The following is a 14,142-nucleotide window of genomic DNA, read 5'->3' on the forward strand; positions in this document are numbered from 1 at the left end:
GTGATCCGGCTACTACACCAGGAACGCACGGCCCCTGTGGATACGTTCCACACTCCACTGAATGATCACGCAGACGTTATCGAAGAGATACCCATCGCTGCAGCTCAGGGGGTGGGTTCACGCTCCGTCTACACCGCCGTGGGCAGCGCTTTCGCGCCATCTTCGGTAACCCGCGTCGCCCCGAAGTAATCGGGGGTGTCGATCGGGTCGAACCGGATCACAGCACCCGTTCTCGGGGCGTCAATCATGTACCCGCCACCGACATAAATACCGACATGCCGGATGGCCCGGGAGTTGGTGAGGTCGTCCGAGAAGAACACCAGATCCCCGGGCAACAACTCATCCCTGTCCGGATGCGGCCCCGCGTTGTACTGATCGTTGGCGACCCGCGGCAACGAGATCCCCACACTCTCGTACGCGGCCTTCGTCAACCCCGAACAGTCGAACCGCCCACCGTCCGCAGCAGTACCGTCACCGCCCCAGAGGTAGAGCGTGCCGAGCTTCTTCTGCGCGTAGTAGATGGCACTGGCGGCCTGCTTGCTGGGGTCGACACGGGTGACGGGCGCGGCGAAGCTCTCCTCCAGAGTCGTGATCGTCTTCACGTAGTTCTGGGTCTCCTTGTACGGCGGCACACCCCCGTACTTGATGACCGCGTACGCCCCCGCGTTGTAGGACGCGAGCATGTTCCTCGTCGGGTCGCCGGGAACGTCCTTCACGTACGAGGCGAGCTTGCAGTCGTACGACGCGGCCGACGGAATCGCGTCATTCGGATCCCATACGTCACGGTCGCCGTCGCCGTCGCCGTCCACGCCGTGCGTGGCCCAGGTGCCCGGGATGAACTGCGCGATGCCCTGCGCGGCCGCAGGGCTCTGGGCCTTCGGGTTGAACCCGCTCTCCTGGTACAGCTGGGCGGCGAGCAAGGCGGGATTGATCGCGGGGCACATATTGCCCCACTTCTGCACGAGCGCCTGATACGCGGCCGGCACAGCCCCCTTGGCAAGGGTCTTGGCCCCGCCGCCCACCCCGTTGGCGAGGTTCCCGGCGACGATATAGACCCCGACGACGAGCAGCATCACGAAGCTGAGCCCCGCCGCGACAGCGGCACCCGCCACGATCCATGCCTTACGCACCGTCAACCGCCCCTCGCCCGCCGGGAGTCCGCCCGCGCCAGTTTAGGAGCTTCCCACGCGGAACCCGTGGCAACCGATGCTCTCGTAGTTCGTCGGACTGCCCAGGACGTGGCAGAAGACGACCGTCCAGTCACCCGGGTCCTTGGCGACGGGAATCGCCTCATACGCCTTGCCCGAGGCCGTGTGCTCCTGGAAGTCGTCGGGATAGACCAGTTCGACGTCACTGAAGCTCCATCGGCGCGCTGACCGCACCGACCTGCTTGCACTCCCCGCGCCTGCGAGCCGTCCTGCCCGTCCTGCAGCGTCCGCAACGCCACGCGGTCCCCGTTCCGACCACCACAGCGACGGCCAGGGCCACGATCCAGGGCGTACGCCAGCCCGGCCGCCACCGCCGCCCGGAGGTCCTGCGACACCGCCTCGGCACCGCCCGCCCCGAGCCGCGCGAGCAGCGTGTACGGGCCTATATATGCGCGCCTCCACCGAACTGACCTTGCCACAGAGATCAGTTCGACGGGGAACCCCTTTCCGCTTCCTCGTACAACTCCGCCGCCCCCTCGCCCAACACCACGCTGTTGGACATGTCCGCCGACACCCCGCCATTGTCATGCCCACCGAGCACGCCCACGACCTCCCCGTCCCCGTTGACCCAGGGACTCCCGCTGCTCCCGCCGCTGAAGCCGGGGCATGCGATGCGCTGCTGCGTACGACTGCGGAGGCGCGGCTTGTTGGTGCAACTGACCGGCTGCTCCCGGGCGTTGAGGTAGGCGGTGACGGTCACCGCCGTGGCCCCGGTGGCCGTGTCCGTGGCGAACCGATTGCCACCCACCACATCCTCGACGCCTTCACCACCCCGGTCCTCCACCGTCAAGAACGCCACGTCGCTGTCCTCGTCCCGCCGCTCCTTCCACGCCTCCGCCAGGAACCGCTTCCCGACCTTCCACACCCCGTACGGCGCCTCGCCGTCCCCGTACCCCGGCACGAACACGAGCTCGCGCTTCCTTCCGCTCAGGCAGTGGGCGGCGGTGACGATGAGGTCCCGGTGCGGGCTGTGCACGACGGACGCGGTGCAGAAGTGACCGCCGCGGAGGCGGTCACGACGGTCCGCCGCGAACAGGGCACCGACCCGCGCGCTCCGCGCCGTCGCCGCGGCGACGGAAGTCACGCCGAAGGGACCTGTGCCGGCGTCGTCAGCCGCGGAGGCCGCGGTGAGGGCGAGCAGGAGGCTGACGGCGTACAGGGAGAGACGGGAGGTCCGGGCGATGCGCTTCATCGCGGGCCACTGTGACCCACGAAGGTGAGAGAAGCGTCAGACGCCGTGCGGACGGCCAGCGCGGCGTCCTCGGGGTCGGCCAGCCAGTTCTCGTCCCCTTCACAGTAGGCCACCCCACTGACACTCGGCCCACAGCAACTTCCCGCCCCCCGAAGCCCCCAGTTCCCGCAGCACCGAGACGCCGGTCGCGTCGGCGCAGGCCCGCACAAGATGCAGGCCGCGACCGTGCTCCGCGTCATAAGGGGGCACGCCCACAGGGCCACCTTCGGCAGCGAATCCGGGCGGGACTCTCGGGTCCGTGTCCCACACGGCGACTCGCAGGCGGCCGGGTTCCATCGGGCGTACCCGGAGGGCGTAGGGGCCGGTGGTGTGGCGGTGGGCGTTGGTGAGGAGTTCGGAGGCCAGGAGCTCGGCGGTGGAGGCGAGGTCGGTGAGGCCGTGGGCGGCGAGGACGGTGCGGAGGGTTGCGCGGGCGATCCCCGGTGCGCGTGGATCGTGCGGGAGTTGAAGGGTGTAGGCCCAGGACGGGGATACGGTGACCACGGAAGTCTCCGATCACGGTGGGGAGTTGGGTGGTGACCCAGTGGCGGTGCCGCCCCGTCGGGCGGTGCACTTCTGGGCGGGGTCGCCTGCTAATAAGCTAGCGACGCTCATGTAACTCATTAAACGGTTCCCCTTAAATCCCTGATACACCACTCATGTGAGTGACACGCCACGGCAAGGAGGCGGGCAAGCCCGTGAGAAGCAATCCAACGGGTCGTCAACTCCGCTTGGGCACTGAGCTGCGCAAACTGCGAGAGCGCGCAGGTCTCACAGCCGCGGAGGCCGGTCAACTCCTTGGCGTCAAGCCGAACCAGATCAGCAACATGGAGGCCGGACGCGCGGGCGTCAGCGCCGAGCGCGTACGCACCGTGGCCTGCAATTACGACTGCTCGGACACAGACCTCGTCAAGGCGCTGGTCGGGATGACGGGCGACCGTACGCGAGGCTGGTGGGAGGAGTACCGCGAGATCCTGCCCAGCGCCCTGCTCGACCTGGCCGAGGTCGAGCACCACGCGATGCGCCTGCACACAGCCATCACGGTCCACATTCCCGGCCTGCTCCAGACCACGGACCACGCGCGCGAGCTGTTCCGCCAGGTCGTGCCCGCCCTCTCACCGCCCGACATCGAGCACCGCGTCTCGTTTCGCATCAAGCGGCAGGCCGTGGTCTTCCGGGATTCGCCGGCCCCCTATCTCGCCCTCATCCACGAGGCTGCTCTGCGGATGGAGTTCGGTGGCCCTGCGATCGCGCGGGCGCAGCTGCAGCACCTGCTGGACATGAGCGAGCAAGACCACATCACCATCAAGGTGCTCCCGTTCGCCGCCGGAGGCTTCCCGGGATCGGGCCAGTCGATCTTCTATTCCAGCGGTCCTGTACCCCAGCTCGACACGGTCCACCTCGACCAGTCCCACGGCCCGGCGTTCCTCGATGCCGAGGCCCAGCTCAGCAAGTACCGCGTACTACTCGACCGTATGGAGACGAAGTGCCTCCCGGCGGAGAAATCGCGCGACCTCATCCGCTCCATCGCCCACAACCTGTGAAGGGAACCGAGATGACCAAGCCCGCCTGGCAGAAGTCGTCGTTCTGCGGCGAAGGCGATTCCTGTGTCCATGTGGCCCGCACCTGGCAGAAGTCCTCCTACTGCTCCGAAGGAGCCTCCTGCGTCCACATAGCCGCCTCCACCGAAACGATCCACCTCACCGAAAGCAGCGACCCCACCGGCGCCATACTCAACGCCACCCTGGCCTCCTTCACCGCCCTCCTCATCACCCTCAAAGAGGAATCCCCCCGTGGCTGAGATCCCCCCGAACCTCACTTGGGAACGAGCCGCCCCTCCCGACGCCACCGGCCCGGGCCCCTGGATCGAGATCGCCTTCGGCGAGGGCGACGACGGCGACGCCCCCGTCTACATCCGCGAGACCAGCGCCCCGGACAACGTGGTCACCACCAACCGCCGCAAGTGGGACGCCTTCGTACTGGGCGTACAGGCGGGAGAGTTCGACCACTTCGTCGAGGGGATCAACGAGAACCCGACGCCCATGTGACGTTCATCACACTGCAGGTGGCGAGTGCCCAGCGGTCGATTCGACATATGGCTTTTCGGGAAGTTTCACTCTGACGCTGTTCGATCGGAGTGTACCTGTTTGGGTGTACCCCATTCGAATGTGGCCAAGTGCTACCACCCGGGACTGCTCATAGGGTTAGGGTCGGGCGCGGACCGCTGCGCCCGACCATGCCCGACAACAGCTGGTCGCGTGGCAGGCAGCACTGAGGCGCGGTCAGCGCGCCCCAGAAGGAGTCCCATGCCCACCGCCTCCGACCCAAGCCTGAACCGGCGAAAACTGCGCCTCGCACTGAAGGCCGCGCGCGACAAGACGGGCCTGACACAACGCGATGCCGCCGACCGCCTTGACTGGTCGCTGTCAAAGGTGATCCGAATCGAGGCGGGCACCGTGAGCCTGTCCGTCACCGACCTCCAGGCGATGCTCCGCCTGTACGAGGTCACCGACGAGGCACTCGTCGCGGAGCTGGAGCAGGCGGCGCGAGGCAGCAAGGGCCAGTCATGGTGGTCGGAGTACAACGACATCATCGCGCCCCCCTTCGCGCAGTTCCTGGGCTACGAGAGCGCGGCGGACTCCATCCGCGCATACCACCCCACCCTGGTGTCCGGCCTGCTCCAGACCACGGACTACATGAGCGCCCTCTTCGCCGCGTCACCCGCCGCCACCGAGGTCCAGCGCCGTATCGACCTCAGGACGGCCCGGCAGGAACGCGTCTTCGCGGACGGGGCCCCGGCCGTGACCATGATCGTCGACGAGTCCGCGCTGCGCCGGCTCGTCGGAGGCCCCGGCGTCATGCGCAACCAGCTCAGTCACATCAGGCAGTTGACGGGCACTCAGAGAATCAAGCTCCAGGTCCTGCCACTCAGCGCCGGCGCTCACGACAGCCTGGAGGACAGCTTCGTCCTCTTCGGCTACCGCGACGACGAGGACGTCCTGTACCTGGCCGGCCCCGGCGGCGTCCTCACCAACCGGGACAACCGCGAGATGGTCGCCCGCTACCAGGAGTGCTTCGAGGACCTGACCGACAAGGCGCTGAGCCAGGACGCGTCGGTCGCTCTCCTGGACGAACTGCTCGGCCAATTGAACCGTTCCTGAATCCGACGACCAGGCACCGACGGGGGCACACAGGCCATGGCGAACGAGAAACGGAGGCGAAAGGACCGGCGTTCGGACGTCGGCCGCTCCTCCGGCACGACCACCCGGCCGGTGAAACGGGCGCCCGCCCGCGAGCCGTCGGTGCCCGGTCCTCTCACCGCGCAGGGCATCACCAGCGACGAGGCCTGCGCACGCCTGCGGCGCCTGCGTCACGACGACACGGACGACGCCATACGCCGCAGAAGGGCGCACACGGACGACCTGATACGGGTGCTGCGCAACCTGACCGCCCTGGCCGTGTTCTCCTCGGCCACCCTGACCCTGGTGGCGTACGCGGGTGTCCGCATGGGCATCCCGCCCGAGGCATGCGTGGTGGGCAGTTTCAGTGCGGCCGTACTACTGGTCAGGACTTTCGCAAAGGCGTTCGAGGCGGTACGGCCTTCACTGCCGGACGCACCAAAAGACGCACCGTCCACCGATGAGCGGTAACGGGCGCCCGTGCCCACCACCAGCCGGCGACCGCTGCCACCAGAAGCAGGACCAGCGCCCACACCACGAACCGGACGACGAGGTCCCCGCCCAGCAGCGACGCCCCCGCACCGGCCGCCGCGGCGACCAGCCCCGTCACCACGCAGTAGCTCGCCAACTCACCCCGGCCGCGCTGAGGGGGCACGCCTCGATCGGCTGGATCACAACTGTTCATGGCTGCCTCCGGCGGACGGCGTCCTGCCGAAGTACGCTACCGCGACCCGCCAGGCAGACAAGGAGAAACGGAGGACCGCTCGCTCGGGGAGTTTCGCGTCGCGTACCCGGACCTCAGCCTCGAGAAGGGCGACCTCACAGCAGTTGCCGCCGCTACCGTCCGCGCTGTAACTACTCTTCTGCCACGCAATCGAGGCATTCTCCTCAGCCAACACCGCCTCCTCCCAACCGCATGCCACAAGCCCGTACTGTGGAACGGCTCCCAGCCCAGGGACGGGCCGCGTTCGAGCAGGAGAAAGCGCCCGACGGCCCAGCGCGCACAGAGGTTGTACCCACAGCGCCCCGCCCCTCAACAGACCCGGCCCCGCACCCGAGGCCTTTTCGCCACGAGTCGGCGCCGCATGACCCGGCAGGTAATCGATGCCGGCGGGCCCTCATGCCACGCTCGTGAGCAACGGGAGCACAACGCGCGCACAGGAAGCCCGACCGACCGGAAGGACGCCATGCCCGCCTACGCCATCGCCCACCTCCGCAACGCCACCCCGCACCCGGAGGTCGCCGAGTACATCGAGCGCATCACCGCCACCTTCGAGCCGTACGGCGGCCGCTTCCTGGTGCACGCCACGCTGCACGAGACCAAGGAGGGCAGCTGGCCCGGGGCTGTCGTGATGATCGGCTTCCCCGGGATCGCCGAGGCGCGGGCGTGGTGGGACTCTCCCGCCTACCAGGAGATCGCGCCCCTGCGCGCCCGGCACATCGAGGGCGACATCATCCTGGTCGAGGGCGTCGCAGAGGACTACGACCCGGCCACCACGGCGAAGGCCATACGGGAGACACTGGCGGCCGAGTAGCGCTCAGCGCTGCAGTCGCTCAAGGGGTCAGTTCCGTCTGGGCCGACACGGACGGCACCGCGTCCTGCCGGATGTACCACTCGGTGGACAGGAACCGCTCCCGCACGTCCCGCGCAAACCCGGCGAGCAGGCCCGGCGCCGCCCCTCGCTCCACTTCGCTGCGATGTGCCAGTACGGGCGCCCCGAGGGCCGAGTGCGGGTGCGTGGCCAGGTAGAGGGAGCTGGGCTGCCAGGGGGAACCGGCGTCCGGGTAGAGGCGCTCGAGGCCGGACGCCTGGAACGCGAGCGTGGTCACGCGGTGGGTGTGCACATGGTCGGGATGGCCGGTTACGCCGCCGTAGGCATCGTGGGTGACCACGATCTGCGGGCGGAACTGCCGTATATGAGCGACCAGCCGGCCCACCGCCTCGTCCAGCGGCGCATCGAGCATCCGCGGCTCACCGGCGCCGAGGATCCGCAGCGCCTCGGCGAGTTCGGCGCCGCGCCCGGTGTCCGGGGTCCAGGTCGCCGTCACGACCGCGGTGCGAGCGCCTGCGGCGGCGTGCCGGGCGAGGACTCCGCCCGAGGACAGGGACTCGTCGTCCGGGTGGGCGAAGACGGCGAGCAGGCTCGGCTGCGGCATAGAACGATCACCTCCGAGAATGCCCTACGCCCCTGCCCCCTACCTACCCCTGAGTACGAAAACTCAGGCGCAAGGTCATCCGCCACGGCAGACTGTGGCGCCACGACCGATCAACACACACGACCGATCAACACCAGGGGGAACAACCATGAGAACAACCACGAGACGGACCAGTCGAGCCCTCGCCATGACCGCACTGGCGGCCTGCGGGCTGACCGGCCTCGGGGCGGTGCCCGCTGCCGCGTCGGGCGAGGTGCTGCTGCCCCATCCCGGGCCGGAGGGCCTGGTGTGGGTGCAGGAGTGGACGGGGGACGGCGGTGTCGTGTCGGCGGGCGTTTGGGAGAGTCTGCCGACCGTGCTCACCGTGGCGTGCGAGGGCGGCGGCGATGTGCGGGTGACCATGCAGTCGCAGGGCACCGAGGTCGCCGCGTTCTCGGTCGACTGTCCGGCCGGAGAGGCCGGAGAGGCCGGCGTGGGCTCGGTGAGCATGGACCCCGGCGTGGTGCGTGCCGGTTCCTTCCAGGTGGCCGTCGACGCTTCGGCGGACAACATCCGGTGGGCGCTGACCGTGACCCAGCCGGAGTCGTGACCCGGGGGAACCAAGCGCGGCGCCGGGCGAAGTGCGCGTGGCGTCAGGCGAAGTAAGCGTGGCGGTCGGGCGCGTGCACTACCGCTCGGCCGCCACCCGCCCCACCCGCTCCGCCGGCCAACCAACCCCCGTCAGCTCCTCCGACGCCGTCCACAACCGCCGCGCCACCCCCGCGTCACTCGCCGACGCCGTCCGCCCCACCAGCGTCGGCGCACCCCGCATCTCGCCCAGCCCGTCGGGGCCGACGTAGCTCGCACCGGGGAGGTCCTGAGTGGCGGCGTACAACGTAGGCAGCGCCCCCGCCCTGTCGTCCTGGGCGAAGAGCCTGTTGCCGATCTTCATGAACCCACGCATCACCGGACTCCCCGCGTGACTCTGGAGGTTGGTCGCGGCGTAGCCGGGGTGGGCCGCCAGGGCGCGGACCGGGGAGCCGGACTCCGCGAGGCGGCGCTGGAGTTCCAGGGTGAAAAGCAGGTTCGCCAGCTTCGACTGGGCGTACGCGCGGTTCGGGTCGTAGCCGGACGCCCAGTTCAGGTCCTCGAAGCGGATCCTCGCGCCGAACCAGCGGTGGGCACCGGACGACAACGTCACGACCCGGTCGGTGACGTAGGGCAGCAACAGGTTCGTCAGCGCGAAGTGGCCCAGATGGTTCGTACCGAACTGCATCTCGAAGCCGTCCGCCGTCCGCTGCTGCGGCAGCATCATCACGCCGGCGTTGTTGATCAGCAGGTCCAGCGGCCGCCCCTGCCAGCCGTCCGCGAACTCCCGCACGGACGACAGATCAGCCAGATCCAGGCGCCGCACCTCCGTGCTGCCGTTCACCGTCGCCGCCGCTGCCCGCCCCCGTTCCAGGTCGCGTACGGCGAACACGACGTGCGCGCCGGCCCGGGCCAGCGCGTCGGCCGCGGTGAGGCCGATGCCGCTGTTGGCACCGGTGACGACGGCCGTGCGGCCGGCGAGGTCGGGGAGGCGGTTCGCGTCCCACGTCTGCTTCTTCGTCTTGTCAGCCATACCCTCGAATGTAGGCGGCGGCAACAATGCTGTCAATGACAACAATGGTGACGACGTCAACAATGATGGCGCCGACAACATCAAGCTACGATGGTGCGCATGCCCGAGAGTCGTCCCTACCACCACGGAGACCTGCGCTCCGCCCTGCTCGCCGCCGCGGAACGCACCCTGCGTGAAAAGGGCGTCGGCTCCCTCTCGCTCCGCGAACTGGCCCGCGAGGTCGGCGTCAGCCACGCCGCCCCGGGCCGGCACTTCAAGGACAAGCAGGCACTGCTCAACGCCCTGGCGCTGGCCGGGTACGAGCGGCTGGCCCAGGCCCTGGACGCCGCCGAGGACCCGGCGCTCCCGCTGGAACCCCGGCTCACCGCCCTGGCCCGGGCTTATCTCACCTTCGCCATCGACAACGCCGAGCTCCTGGAGCTCATGTACGCCCGCAAGCACGACCCGGACGCCTCGGAGCAGATGACCACCGCGGTCCAGCGCACGGTCGGGAGCCTCGAACGGGTCCTCGCGGACGCCCAGAAGCGCGGCGAGATCATCGAGGGCGACCCCGAGGAACTCAACCTCGTCACGGGCGCCGCCCTCCACGGCATGGCCGGCTTCATCGCGGCCGGCTGGCTGACGCCGGATGCGGCCTTGCCCGGTGTGGAGGGCCTGGTCCACCACTTGCTGCACGGCCTGAGGCCCCGCTGAACGGCAGCGCCCAGACCCGCACCCCTACGGCGATGGCGCCCCCAGCCCTCCAGCCTCCCCTCAGCCCGCGGCGAACGCACCACGCAGAACACTGACCGCCTGCCCGATAGCAGCCTCCGCAGCCCGCGTCTCCCGCAGCGCGTTCAGCATCACGAAGTCGTGAATGATCCCCTGATACCGCACCGCGGTGACCGGCACCCCCGCCTCCCGCAGCTTGTTCGCATACGCCTCCCCCTCGTCCCGCAGCACATCGGCCTCGGCCGTGATCACCAGCGCCGGCGGAAGCCCCTGAAGCTGCTCGACGGAGGCCCGCAACGGCGACGCAGTCACCTGCGCCCGCTCGGCCTCATCGGTCGTGTACTGGTCCCAGAACCACCGCATCGCATCCCGCCGCAGGAAGTACCCCTCGGCGAACTGGTGGTACGACCCGGTCTCGAACGCGGCGTCGGTGACCGGATAGAACAGCACCTGCTGAACCAGCGGCACATCCCCGCGCTGCTTGGCCATCAGCGTCAGCGCCACCGACATGTTGCCGCCCACCGAGTCACCGGCCACCGCGATCCGGCTCGCGTCCAGGTTGTTGCCCGCCCCCTCGCCGACGACCCACCGCGCGACGGCGTAGTTCTGCTCGATGGCGACCGGATAGCGGGCCTCGGGCGAGAGGTCGTACTCGGGGAAGACGACCGCGGCACCGGTACCGACGGCCAGTTCGCGCACGAGGCGGTCGTGTGTGTGGGCGTTGCCGAAGACCCAGCCGGCGCCGTGGATGTAGATGATCACCGGAAGCACGCCGGTTGCCCCGGCCGGGCGCACGACACGGGCCCTGACCTCACCGGTCGGCCCACCGGGCACGGTGACCCACTCCTCGTCGACGGCGGGCTTGGCGATCTCGCCGGACTGCACCTCGTCGACGACCTTGCGCCCCTCCGCCGGGCCGAGGTCGAACAGGTACGGCGGGTTCGCGGTGGCCTCGACGAAGGCCTGGGCGGCGGGTTCCAGAACAGGGCGGTTGGACTCGGTCATGGCGATCTCCTCGGATCGGGGTGCCGGGCCGGATTCGGCGGCACGATACGAAAGTAGCGCGCTATTTAGTCGTGCGCAACTGATTGGTGATCGATGGATTAGCTCCCGATAGAGTCGAGGACACCCAGCACTCCACACCCCGCACCCCGCACCCCGCACCCCGCACCCAGGCACCAGGAGCCCCCATGACGACCCCAACCCCCGAAGCAACCCCAGAACCAACCCCGGAAGGCTCCCTCCTCCTGGACGACCAGCTCTGCTTCGCCCTGTACGCCGCCTCCCGCGCCGTCACCGCGCGCTACCGCCCCCTCCTCGACGAACTCGGCCTGACCTACCCGCAGTACCTGGTCATGCTCGCCCTCTGGGAACAGGACTCGATCTCCGTACGGGACCTGGGCGCGGCCCTCCAGCTGGAGTCCAGCACCCTCTCCCCCCTGCTCAAGCGCCTCGAAGCGGGCGGCCTGCTGCGCCGCGAGCGCCGCCCCGAGGACGAGCGCTCGGTCGCCATCCGCCTCACCGAGACCGGCGCCCGGCTCCGCGACCATGCGACCACCGTCCCGCTCGCCATCGGCGACGCCATGGGCCTGACCCCCGAACAGGACGTACTGGCCAAGCAGCTGCTCCGCCTGATCACCACGAACGTCGCGGAGCACTGAGGTCAAGCCCAGGCCATCCCCCGCCCATCCCCGCGCCATCCCCCGCCCATCCCCGCGCCATTGATCAGCAATCCCCAACGCCCTTGAGCAATACGGAAGTCAGGATTCCGAAACTCATCTTGTTGTCACGTACTCAACAAGCGACAGTCATCGGCGGGCCGCCGCCCCCGCCGGGAACCGCACCGGTGGACCCCCCACCCGCAGGCCTCTTCACCCACTCACAGGAGGCTGTACGTTGCGTACGACGACCCCCAACTCCCCCACGACCCGCGGCAGATGGCGCCACCTCACCTCCACGGCCGCCACCGCGGCCGCAACCGCCACCCTCATCCTCGCCGGACTCGGCACCGCGACCGCCACCCCGCAGAACACCCCCGCCACCACGAAGGTCACCTGGACCGCCACCCCCTGCGCCACGCCCAAACACAAGGGCGACCTGGCCTGCAACTCGGTCCGCGTGACCGGCGGCACCACCGCCTTCGAGAAGCAGCGGGCGGCCAAGGACGGCATCACCCCCAAGGCCGGTGACGCCACCACCCCCTCCGGCTACGGCCCGTCCGACCTCCAGGACGCCTACGGCCTGACGTCCGCCGCCGCCTCCAACGGCGACGGCGAGACCATCGCGATCGTCGACGCGTACGACGACCCGAACGCCGAGGCCGATCTCGCCAAGTACCGCTCGAACTACGGCCTCTCCGCCTGCACCACCGCCAACGGCTGCTTCAAGAAGGTCGGCCAGACCGGCTCCACGACCTCCCTCCCCTCCGCCGACAGCGGCTGGGCCCAGGAGATCTCCCTCGACGTCGACATGGCGAGCGCCACCTGCCCGAACTGCAACATCCTGCTGGTCGAGGCGTCCTCCGCGTCCATGGAGGACCTGGGCACGGCAGTGAACGAAGCGGTCAAGCTGGGCGCCAAGTACGTCTCCAACAGCTACGGCGGCTCGGAGTCCTCCTCCGACGCCTCCTACGACTCCACGTACTTCAACCACCCGGGCGTCGCCATCACCGTCAGCGCCGGCGACTCGGCCTACGGCTCCGAGTACCCGGCCGCGTCCCGCTACGTCACCGCCGTAGGCGGCACGAAGCTGTCCGCCTCCTCCACGTCCCGCGGCTGGACGGAGAGCGTGTGGAAGACGAGCAGCACCGAAGGCACCGGCTCCGGCTGCTCCTCGTACGACGCGAAGCCGAGCTGGCAGACCGACAGCGGCTGCGGCAAGCGCATGATCGCGGACGTCTCGGCCGTCGCGGACCCGGCGACCGGCGTCTCGGTCTACGACTCCTACGGCGTCACCGCCGGCTGGTACACCTTCGGCGGCACGAGCGCCTCCGCCCCGATCATCGCGGGCGTCTACGCCCTCGCGGGCACCCCGTCCAGCGGCTCCTACCCGGCGCAGTTCCCGTACGCCGCCGCAGGCACCTCCGCCCTCAACGACATCACCTCCGGCAACAACGGCACCTGCTCCACGTCGTACTTCTGCACCGCCGGTTCCGGCTACGACGGCCCCACCGGCTGGGGCACCCCGCAGGGCCTGGCCGCCTTCACCGGCTGACCTTCCGTCACCAGCCCTGACAGCAACGGGCCACGGCACCCCGCCGTGGCCCGTTCGCCATGCCGGGATAGCCTTCACCCGCAGAACACGGGCACGACCACTCACCCGACCAGCCGTCAGAAACGGCCCCCGGCGTGAAGAGGAGTAACGACGGAACCACACGACAGGTTCCGCTCAGGCCTCATTGCCCGGGGTGACCTGCCGTGATACACAGAGTGACCGTACGAGGTATTCGTACGAATCCCGCCCATCAATGACGCCAAGTCGACATACGACGGCGCCATTGTCGGCGAGAATGAGGCCTGACCTCTGCGCACCGCAGGGGACTGCGGAACTACCCAACAGGGGCGGTGACTTACATGCTGTTTGCGGCCGACAAGGGCGACATCAACACCATCATCGGCGGGATCGCTCCGGACTGGGGCCCCTTCGGCAGCCTGGGTAACGAGGCGAAGGTGATGATCGAGGTCGTGATGGCGGTGGCCATCCTGCTCTGCCTCGGCATCGCCATCTGGGGTGCGGCCAAACAGCGCATCGGCGCCACGGCGCTGCGCGACACCTTCAGCGCCGAGCAGGGCAAGGGCCTGATCATCGCCGGCCTGACGGGCGTCTTCATCATCGGCTCGCTGGGCACACTGTTCACCATCGTGTACGGCATGGCCGTCTAGGCGGCCGCGTCCCCTCCGTCCGCTCCGGGCACGCCCGGTCCCCCTAGTCCCCCACCCACCCGTCGTGCCCACCGGCTGAGGTTGCGTTTCCCTGATGTCGAGTCACCACACCGCGCCCACGCGGGCACCAGCACGGCTACCGTCGTACTCCTACGTGTTTTCGTCCGACGTCGAG

At 69.1% G+C, this 14,142-nt stretch carries 19 protein-coding genes; 11 read left to right on the forward strand and 8 right to left on the reverse strand.

The genetic code is table 11. From position 1 onward, the window contains the following. Positions 1-128 precede the first annotated feature (128 nt). The 4 genes from PBV52_RS22275 to PBV52_RS22290 form a co-directional block, all read right to left on the reverse strand. Complete coding sequence (locus PBV52_RS22275; RefSeq protein ID WP_373922021.1) at positions 129-1,073, reverse strand: NlpC/P60 family protein; 945 nt, start codon at positions 1,071-1,073, stop codon at positions 129-131. 99 nt (positions 1,074-1,172) lie between these two features. Beyond that, positions 1,173-1,382, reverse strand: coding sequence for a hypothetical protein (locus PBV52_RS22280; RefSeq protein ID WP_274240529.1), 210 nt, complete (start codon positions 1,380-1,382; stop codon positions 1,173-1,175). Between the two features lie 250 nt (positions 1,383-1,632). Beyond that, positions 1,633-2,400 carry a serine protease gene (locus PBV52_RS22285; RefSeq protein ID WP_274240530.1) on the reverse strand — a complete coding sequence of 256 codons (768 nt, stop codon included), beginning with the start codon at positions 2,398-2,400 and terminating at the stop codon, positions 1,633-1,635. A gap of 99 nt (positions 2,401-2,499) precedes the next feature. Beyond that, the gene (locus PBV52_RS22290) at positions 2,500-2,943 is read right to left on the reverse strand and encodes an ATP-binding protein (protein WP_274240531.1); all 444 of its coding nucleotides are present in this window, start codon (positions 2,941-2,943) and stop codon (positions 2,500-2,502) included. Positions 2,944-3,137: 194 nt separating this feature from the next. Here PBV52_RS22290 and PBV52_RS22295 point away from each other — a divergent pair, with 194 nt between their 5' ends. The 5 genes from PBV52_RS22295 (at position 3,138) to PBV52_RS22315 (ending at position 6,089) form a co-directional block, all read left to right on the forward strand. Next, a complete protein-coding gene (locus PBV52_RS22295) occupies positions 3,138-3,983 on the forward strand; it encodes a helix-turn-helix transcriptional regulator (protein ID WP_274240532.1) in 846 nt (281 codons plus the stop codon). An 11-nt stretch (positions 3,984-3,994) separates the two neighbouring features. Continuing rightward, complete coding sequence (locus tag PBV52_RS22300; RefSeq protein ID WP_274240533.1) at positions 3,995-4,240, forward strand: DUF397 domain-containing protein; 246 nt, start codon at positions 3,995-3,997, stop codon at positions 4,238-4,240. Further along, positions 4,233-4,487, forward strand: coding sequence for a DUF397 domain-containing protein (locus PBV52_RS22305; RefSeq protein WP_274240534.1), 255 nt, complete (start codon positions 4,233-4,235; stop codon positions 4,485-4,487). Before PBV52_RS22300 ends, PBV52_RS22305 begins: the two co-directional genes overlap by 8 nt. Before the next feature lie 258 nt (positions 4,488-4,745). Further along, positions 4,746-5,600, forward strand: coding sequence for a helix-turn-helix transcriptional regulator (locus PBV52_RS22310; protein ID WP_128432377.1), 855 nt, complete (start codon positions 4,746-4,748; stop codon positions 5,598-5,600). A gap of 36 nt (positions 5,601-5,636) precedes the next feature. Beyond that, positions 5,637-6,089, forward strand: coding sequence for a hypothetical protein (locus PBV52_RS22315; protein ID WP_274240535.1), 453 nt, complete (start codon positions 5,637-5,639; stop codon positions 6,087-6,089). Positions 6,090-6,289: 200 nt separating this feature from the next. Here the strand turns inward: PBV52_RS22315 and PBV52_RS22320 are convergent, their stop codons facing one another. Beyond that, positions 6,290-6,541, reverse strand: coding sequence for a DUF397 domain-containing protein (locus PBV52_RS22320; protein ID WP_306801439.1), 252 nt, complete (start codon positions 6,539-6,541; stop codon positions 6,290-6,292). Between the two features lie 264 nt (positions 6,542-6,805). On the opposite strand from PBV52_RS22320, the gene PBV52_RS22325 reads away from it, so the two are divergent. Then, the gene (locus PBV52_RS22325; RefSeq protein ID WP_274240536.1) at positions 6,806-7,153 is read left to right on the forward strand and encodes a DUF1330 domain-containing protein; all 348 of its coding nucleotides are present in this window, start codon (positions 6,806-6,808) and stop codon (positions 7,151-7,153) included. A 19-nt stretch (positions 7,154-7,172) separates the two neighbouring features. Here PBV52_RS22325 and PBV52_RS22330 read toward each other — a convergent pair whose 3' ends face one another. Beyond that, the gene (locus PBV52_RS22330; RefSeq protein ID WP_274240537.1) at positions 7,173-7,775 is read right to left on the reverse strand and encodes a PIG-L family deacetylase; all 603 of its coding nucleotides are present in this window, start codon (positions 7,773-7,775) and stop codon (positions 7,173-7,175) included. A gap of 148 nt (positions 7,776-7,923) precedes the next feature. Here PBV52_RS22330 and PBV52_RS22335 point away from each other — a divergent pair, with 148 nt between their 5' ends. Beyond that, positions 7,924-8,364, forward strand: coding sequence for a hypothetical protein (locus PBV52_RS22335; RefSeq protein WP_274240538.1), 441 nt, complete (start codon positions 7,924-7,926; stop codon positions 8,362-8,364). Positions 8,365-8,442: 78 nt separating this feature from the next. On the opposite strand, the gene PBV52_RS22340 is transcribed toward PBV52_RS22335, so the two are convergent. After that, positions 8,443-9,375, reverse strand: coding sequence for an oxidoreductase (locus tag PBV52_RS22340; protein WP_274240539.1), 933 nt, complete (start codon positions 9,373-9,375; stop codon positions 8,443-8,445). 90 nt (positions 9,376-9,465) lie between these two features. Here PBV52_RS22340 and PBV52_RS22345 point away from each other — a divergent pair, with 90 nt between their 5' ends. Then, on the forward strand, positions 9,466-10,068 hold the full coding sequence (locus PBV52_RS22345) for a TetR/AcrR family transcriptional regulator (RefSeq protein ID WP_274240541.1): 603 nt from the start codon (positions 9,466-9,468) through the stop codon (positions 10,066-10,068). 60 nt (positions 10,069-10,128) lie between these two features. On the opposite strand, the gene PBV52_RS22350 is transcribed toward PBV52_RS22345, so the two are convergent. After that, a complete protein-coding gene (locus PBV52_RS22350) occupies positions 10,129-11,091 on the reverse strand; it encodes an alpha/beta hydrolase (RefSeq protein ID WP_274240542.1) in 963 nt (320 codons plus the stop codon). 185 nt (positions 11,092-11,276) lie between these two features. Here PBV52_RS22350 and PBV52_RS22355 point away from each other — a divergent pair, with 185 nt between their 5' ends. The 3 genes from PBV52_RS22355 (at position 11,277) to PBV52_RS22365 (ending at position 13,967) form a co-directional block, all read left to right on the forward strand. Then, positions 11,277-11,747 (forward strand): MarR family winged helix-turn-helix transcriptional regulator, encoded by a 471-nt coding sequence (locus PBV52_RS22355; RefSeq protein ID WP_274240543.1) that lies wholly within the window; start codon positions 11,277-11,279, stop codon positions 11,745-11,747. Between the two features lie 235 nt (positions 11,748-11,982). Next, positions 11,983-13,299, forward strand: coding sequence for a S53 family peptidase (locus PBV52_RS22360; protein ID WP_274240544.1), 1,317 nt, complete (start codon positions 11,983-11,985; stop codon positions 13,297-13,299). Between the two features lie 359 nt (positions 13,300-13,658). After that, positions 13,659-13,967: a hypothetical protein gene (locus PBV52_RS22365; RefSeq protein ID WP_003991275.1), complete on the forward strand. Its 309-nt coding sequence runs from the start codon at positions 13,659-13,661 to the stop codon at positions 13,965-13,967. Positions 13,968-14,142: the final 175 nt, after the last annotated feature.

Source organism: Streptomyces sp. T12, from assembly GCF_028736035.1.
GTDB lineage: Bacteria > Actinomycetota > Actinomycetes > Streptomycetales > Streptomycetaceae > Streptomyces.

Coding starts and splice junctions, on each gene's coding strand:
- PBV52_RS22275 (WP_373922021.1), bottom strand. CDS start 1,073: ATGCTGCTCGTCGTCGGGGTCTATATCGTCGCCGGGAACCTCGCCAAC.
- PBV52_RS22285 (WP_274240530.1), bottom strand. CDS start 2,400: ATGAAGCGCATCGCCCGGACCTCCCGTCTCTCCCTGTACGCCGTCAGC.
- PBV52_RS22300 (WP_274240533.1), top strand. CDS start 3,995: ATGACCAAGCCCGCCTGGCAGAAGTCGTCGTTCTGCGGCGAAGGCGAT.
- PBV52_RS22310 (WP_128432377.1), top strand. CDS start 4,746: ATGCCCACCGCCTCCGACCCAAGCCTGAACCGGCGAAAACTGCGCCTC.
- PBV52_RS22315 (WP_274240535.1), top strand. CDS start 5,637: ATGGCGAACGAGAAACGGAGGCGAAAGGACCGGCGTTCGGACGTCGGC.
- PBV52_RS22325 (WP_274240536.1), top strand. CDS start 6,806: ATGCCCGCCTACGCCATCGCCCACCTCCGCAACGCCACCCCGCACCCG.
- PBV52_RS22330 (WP_274240537.1), bottom strand. CDS start 7,775: ATGCCGCAGCCGAGCCTGCTCGCCGTCTTCGCCCACCCGGACGACGAG.
- PBV52_RS22335 (WP_274240538.1), top strand. CDS start 7,924: ATGAGAACAACCACGAGACGGACCAGTCGAGCCCTCGCCATGACCGCA.
- PBV52_RS22340 (WP_274240539.1), bottom strand. CDS start 9,375: ATGGCTGACAAGACGAAGAAGCAGACGTGGGACGCGAACCGCCTCCCC.
- PBV52_RS22345 (WP_274240541.1), top strand. CDS start 9,466: ATGGTGCGCATGCCCGAGAGTCGTCCCTACCACCACGGAGACCTGCGC.
- PBV52_RS22350 (WP_274240542.1), bottom strand. CDS start 11,091: ATGACCGAGTCCAACCGCCCTGTTCTGGAACCCGCCGCCCAGGCCTTC.
- PBV52_RS22355 (WP_274240543.1), top strand. CDS start 11,277: ATGACGACCCCAACCCCCGAAGCAACCCCAGAACCAACCCCGGAAGGC.
- PBV52_RS22365 (WP_003991275.1), top strand. CDS start 13,659: ATGCTGTTTGCGGCCGACAAGGGCGACATCAACACCATCATCGGCGGG.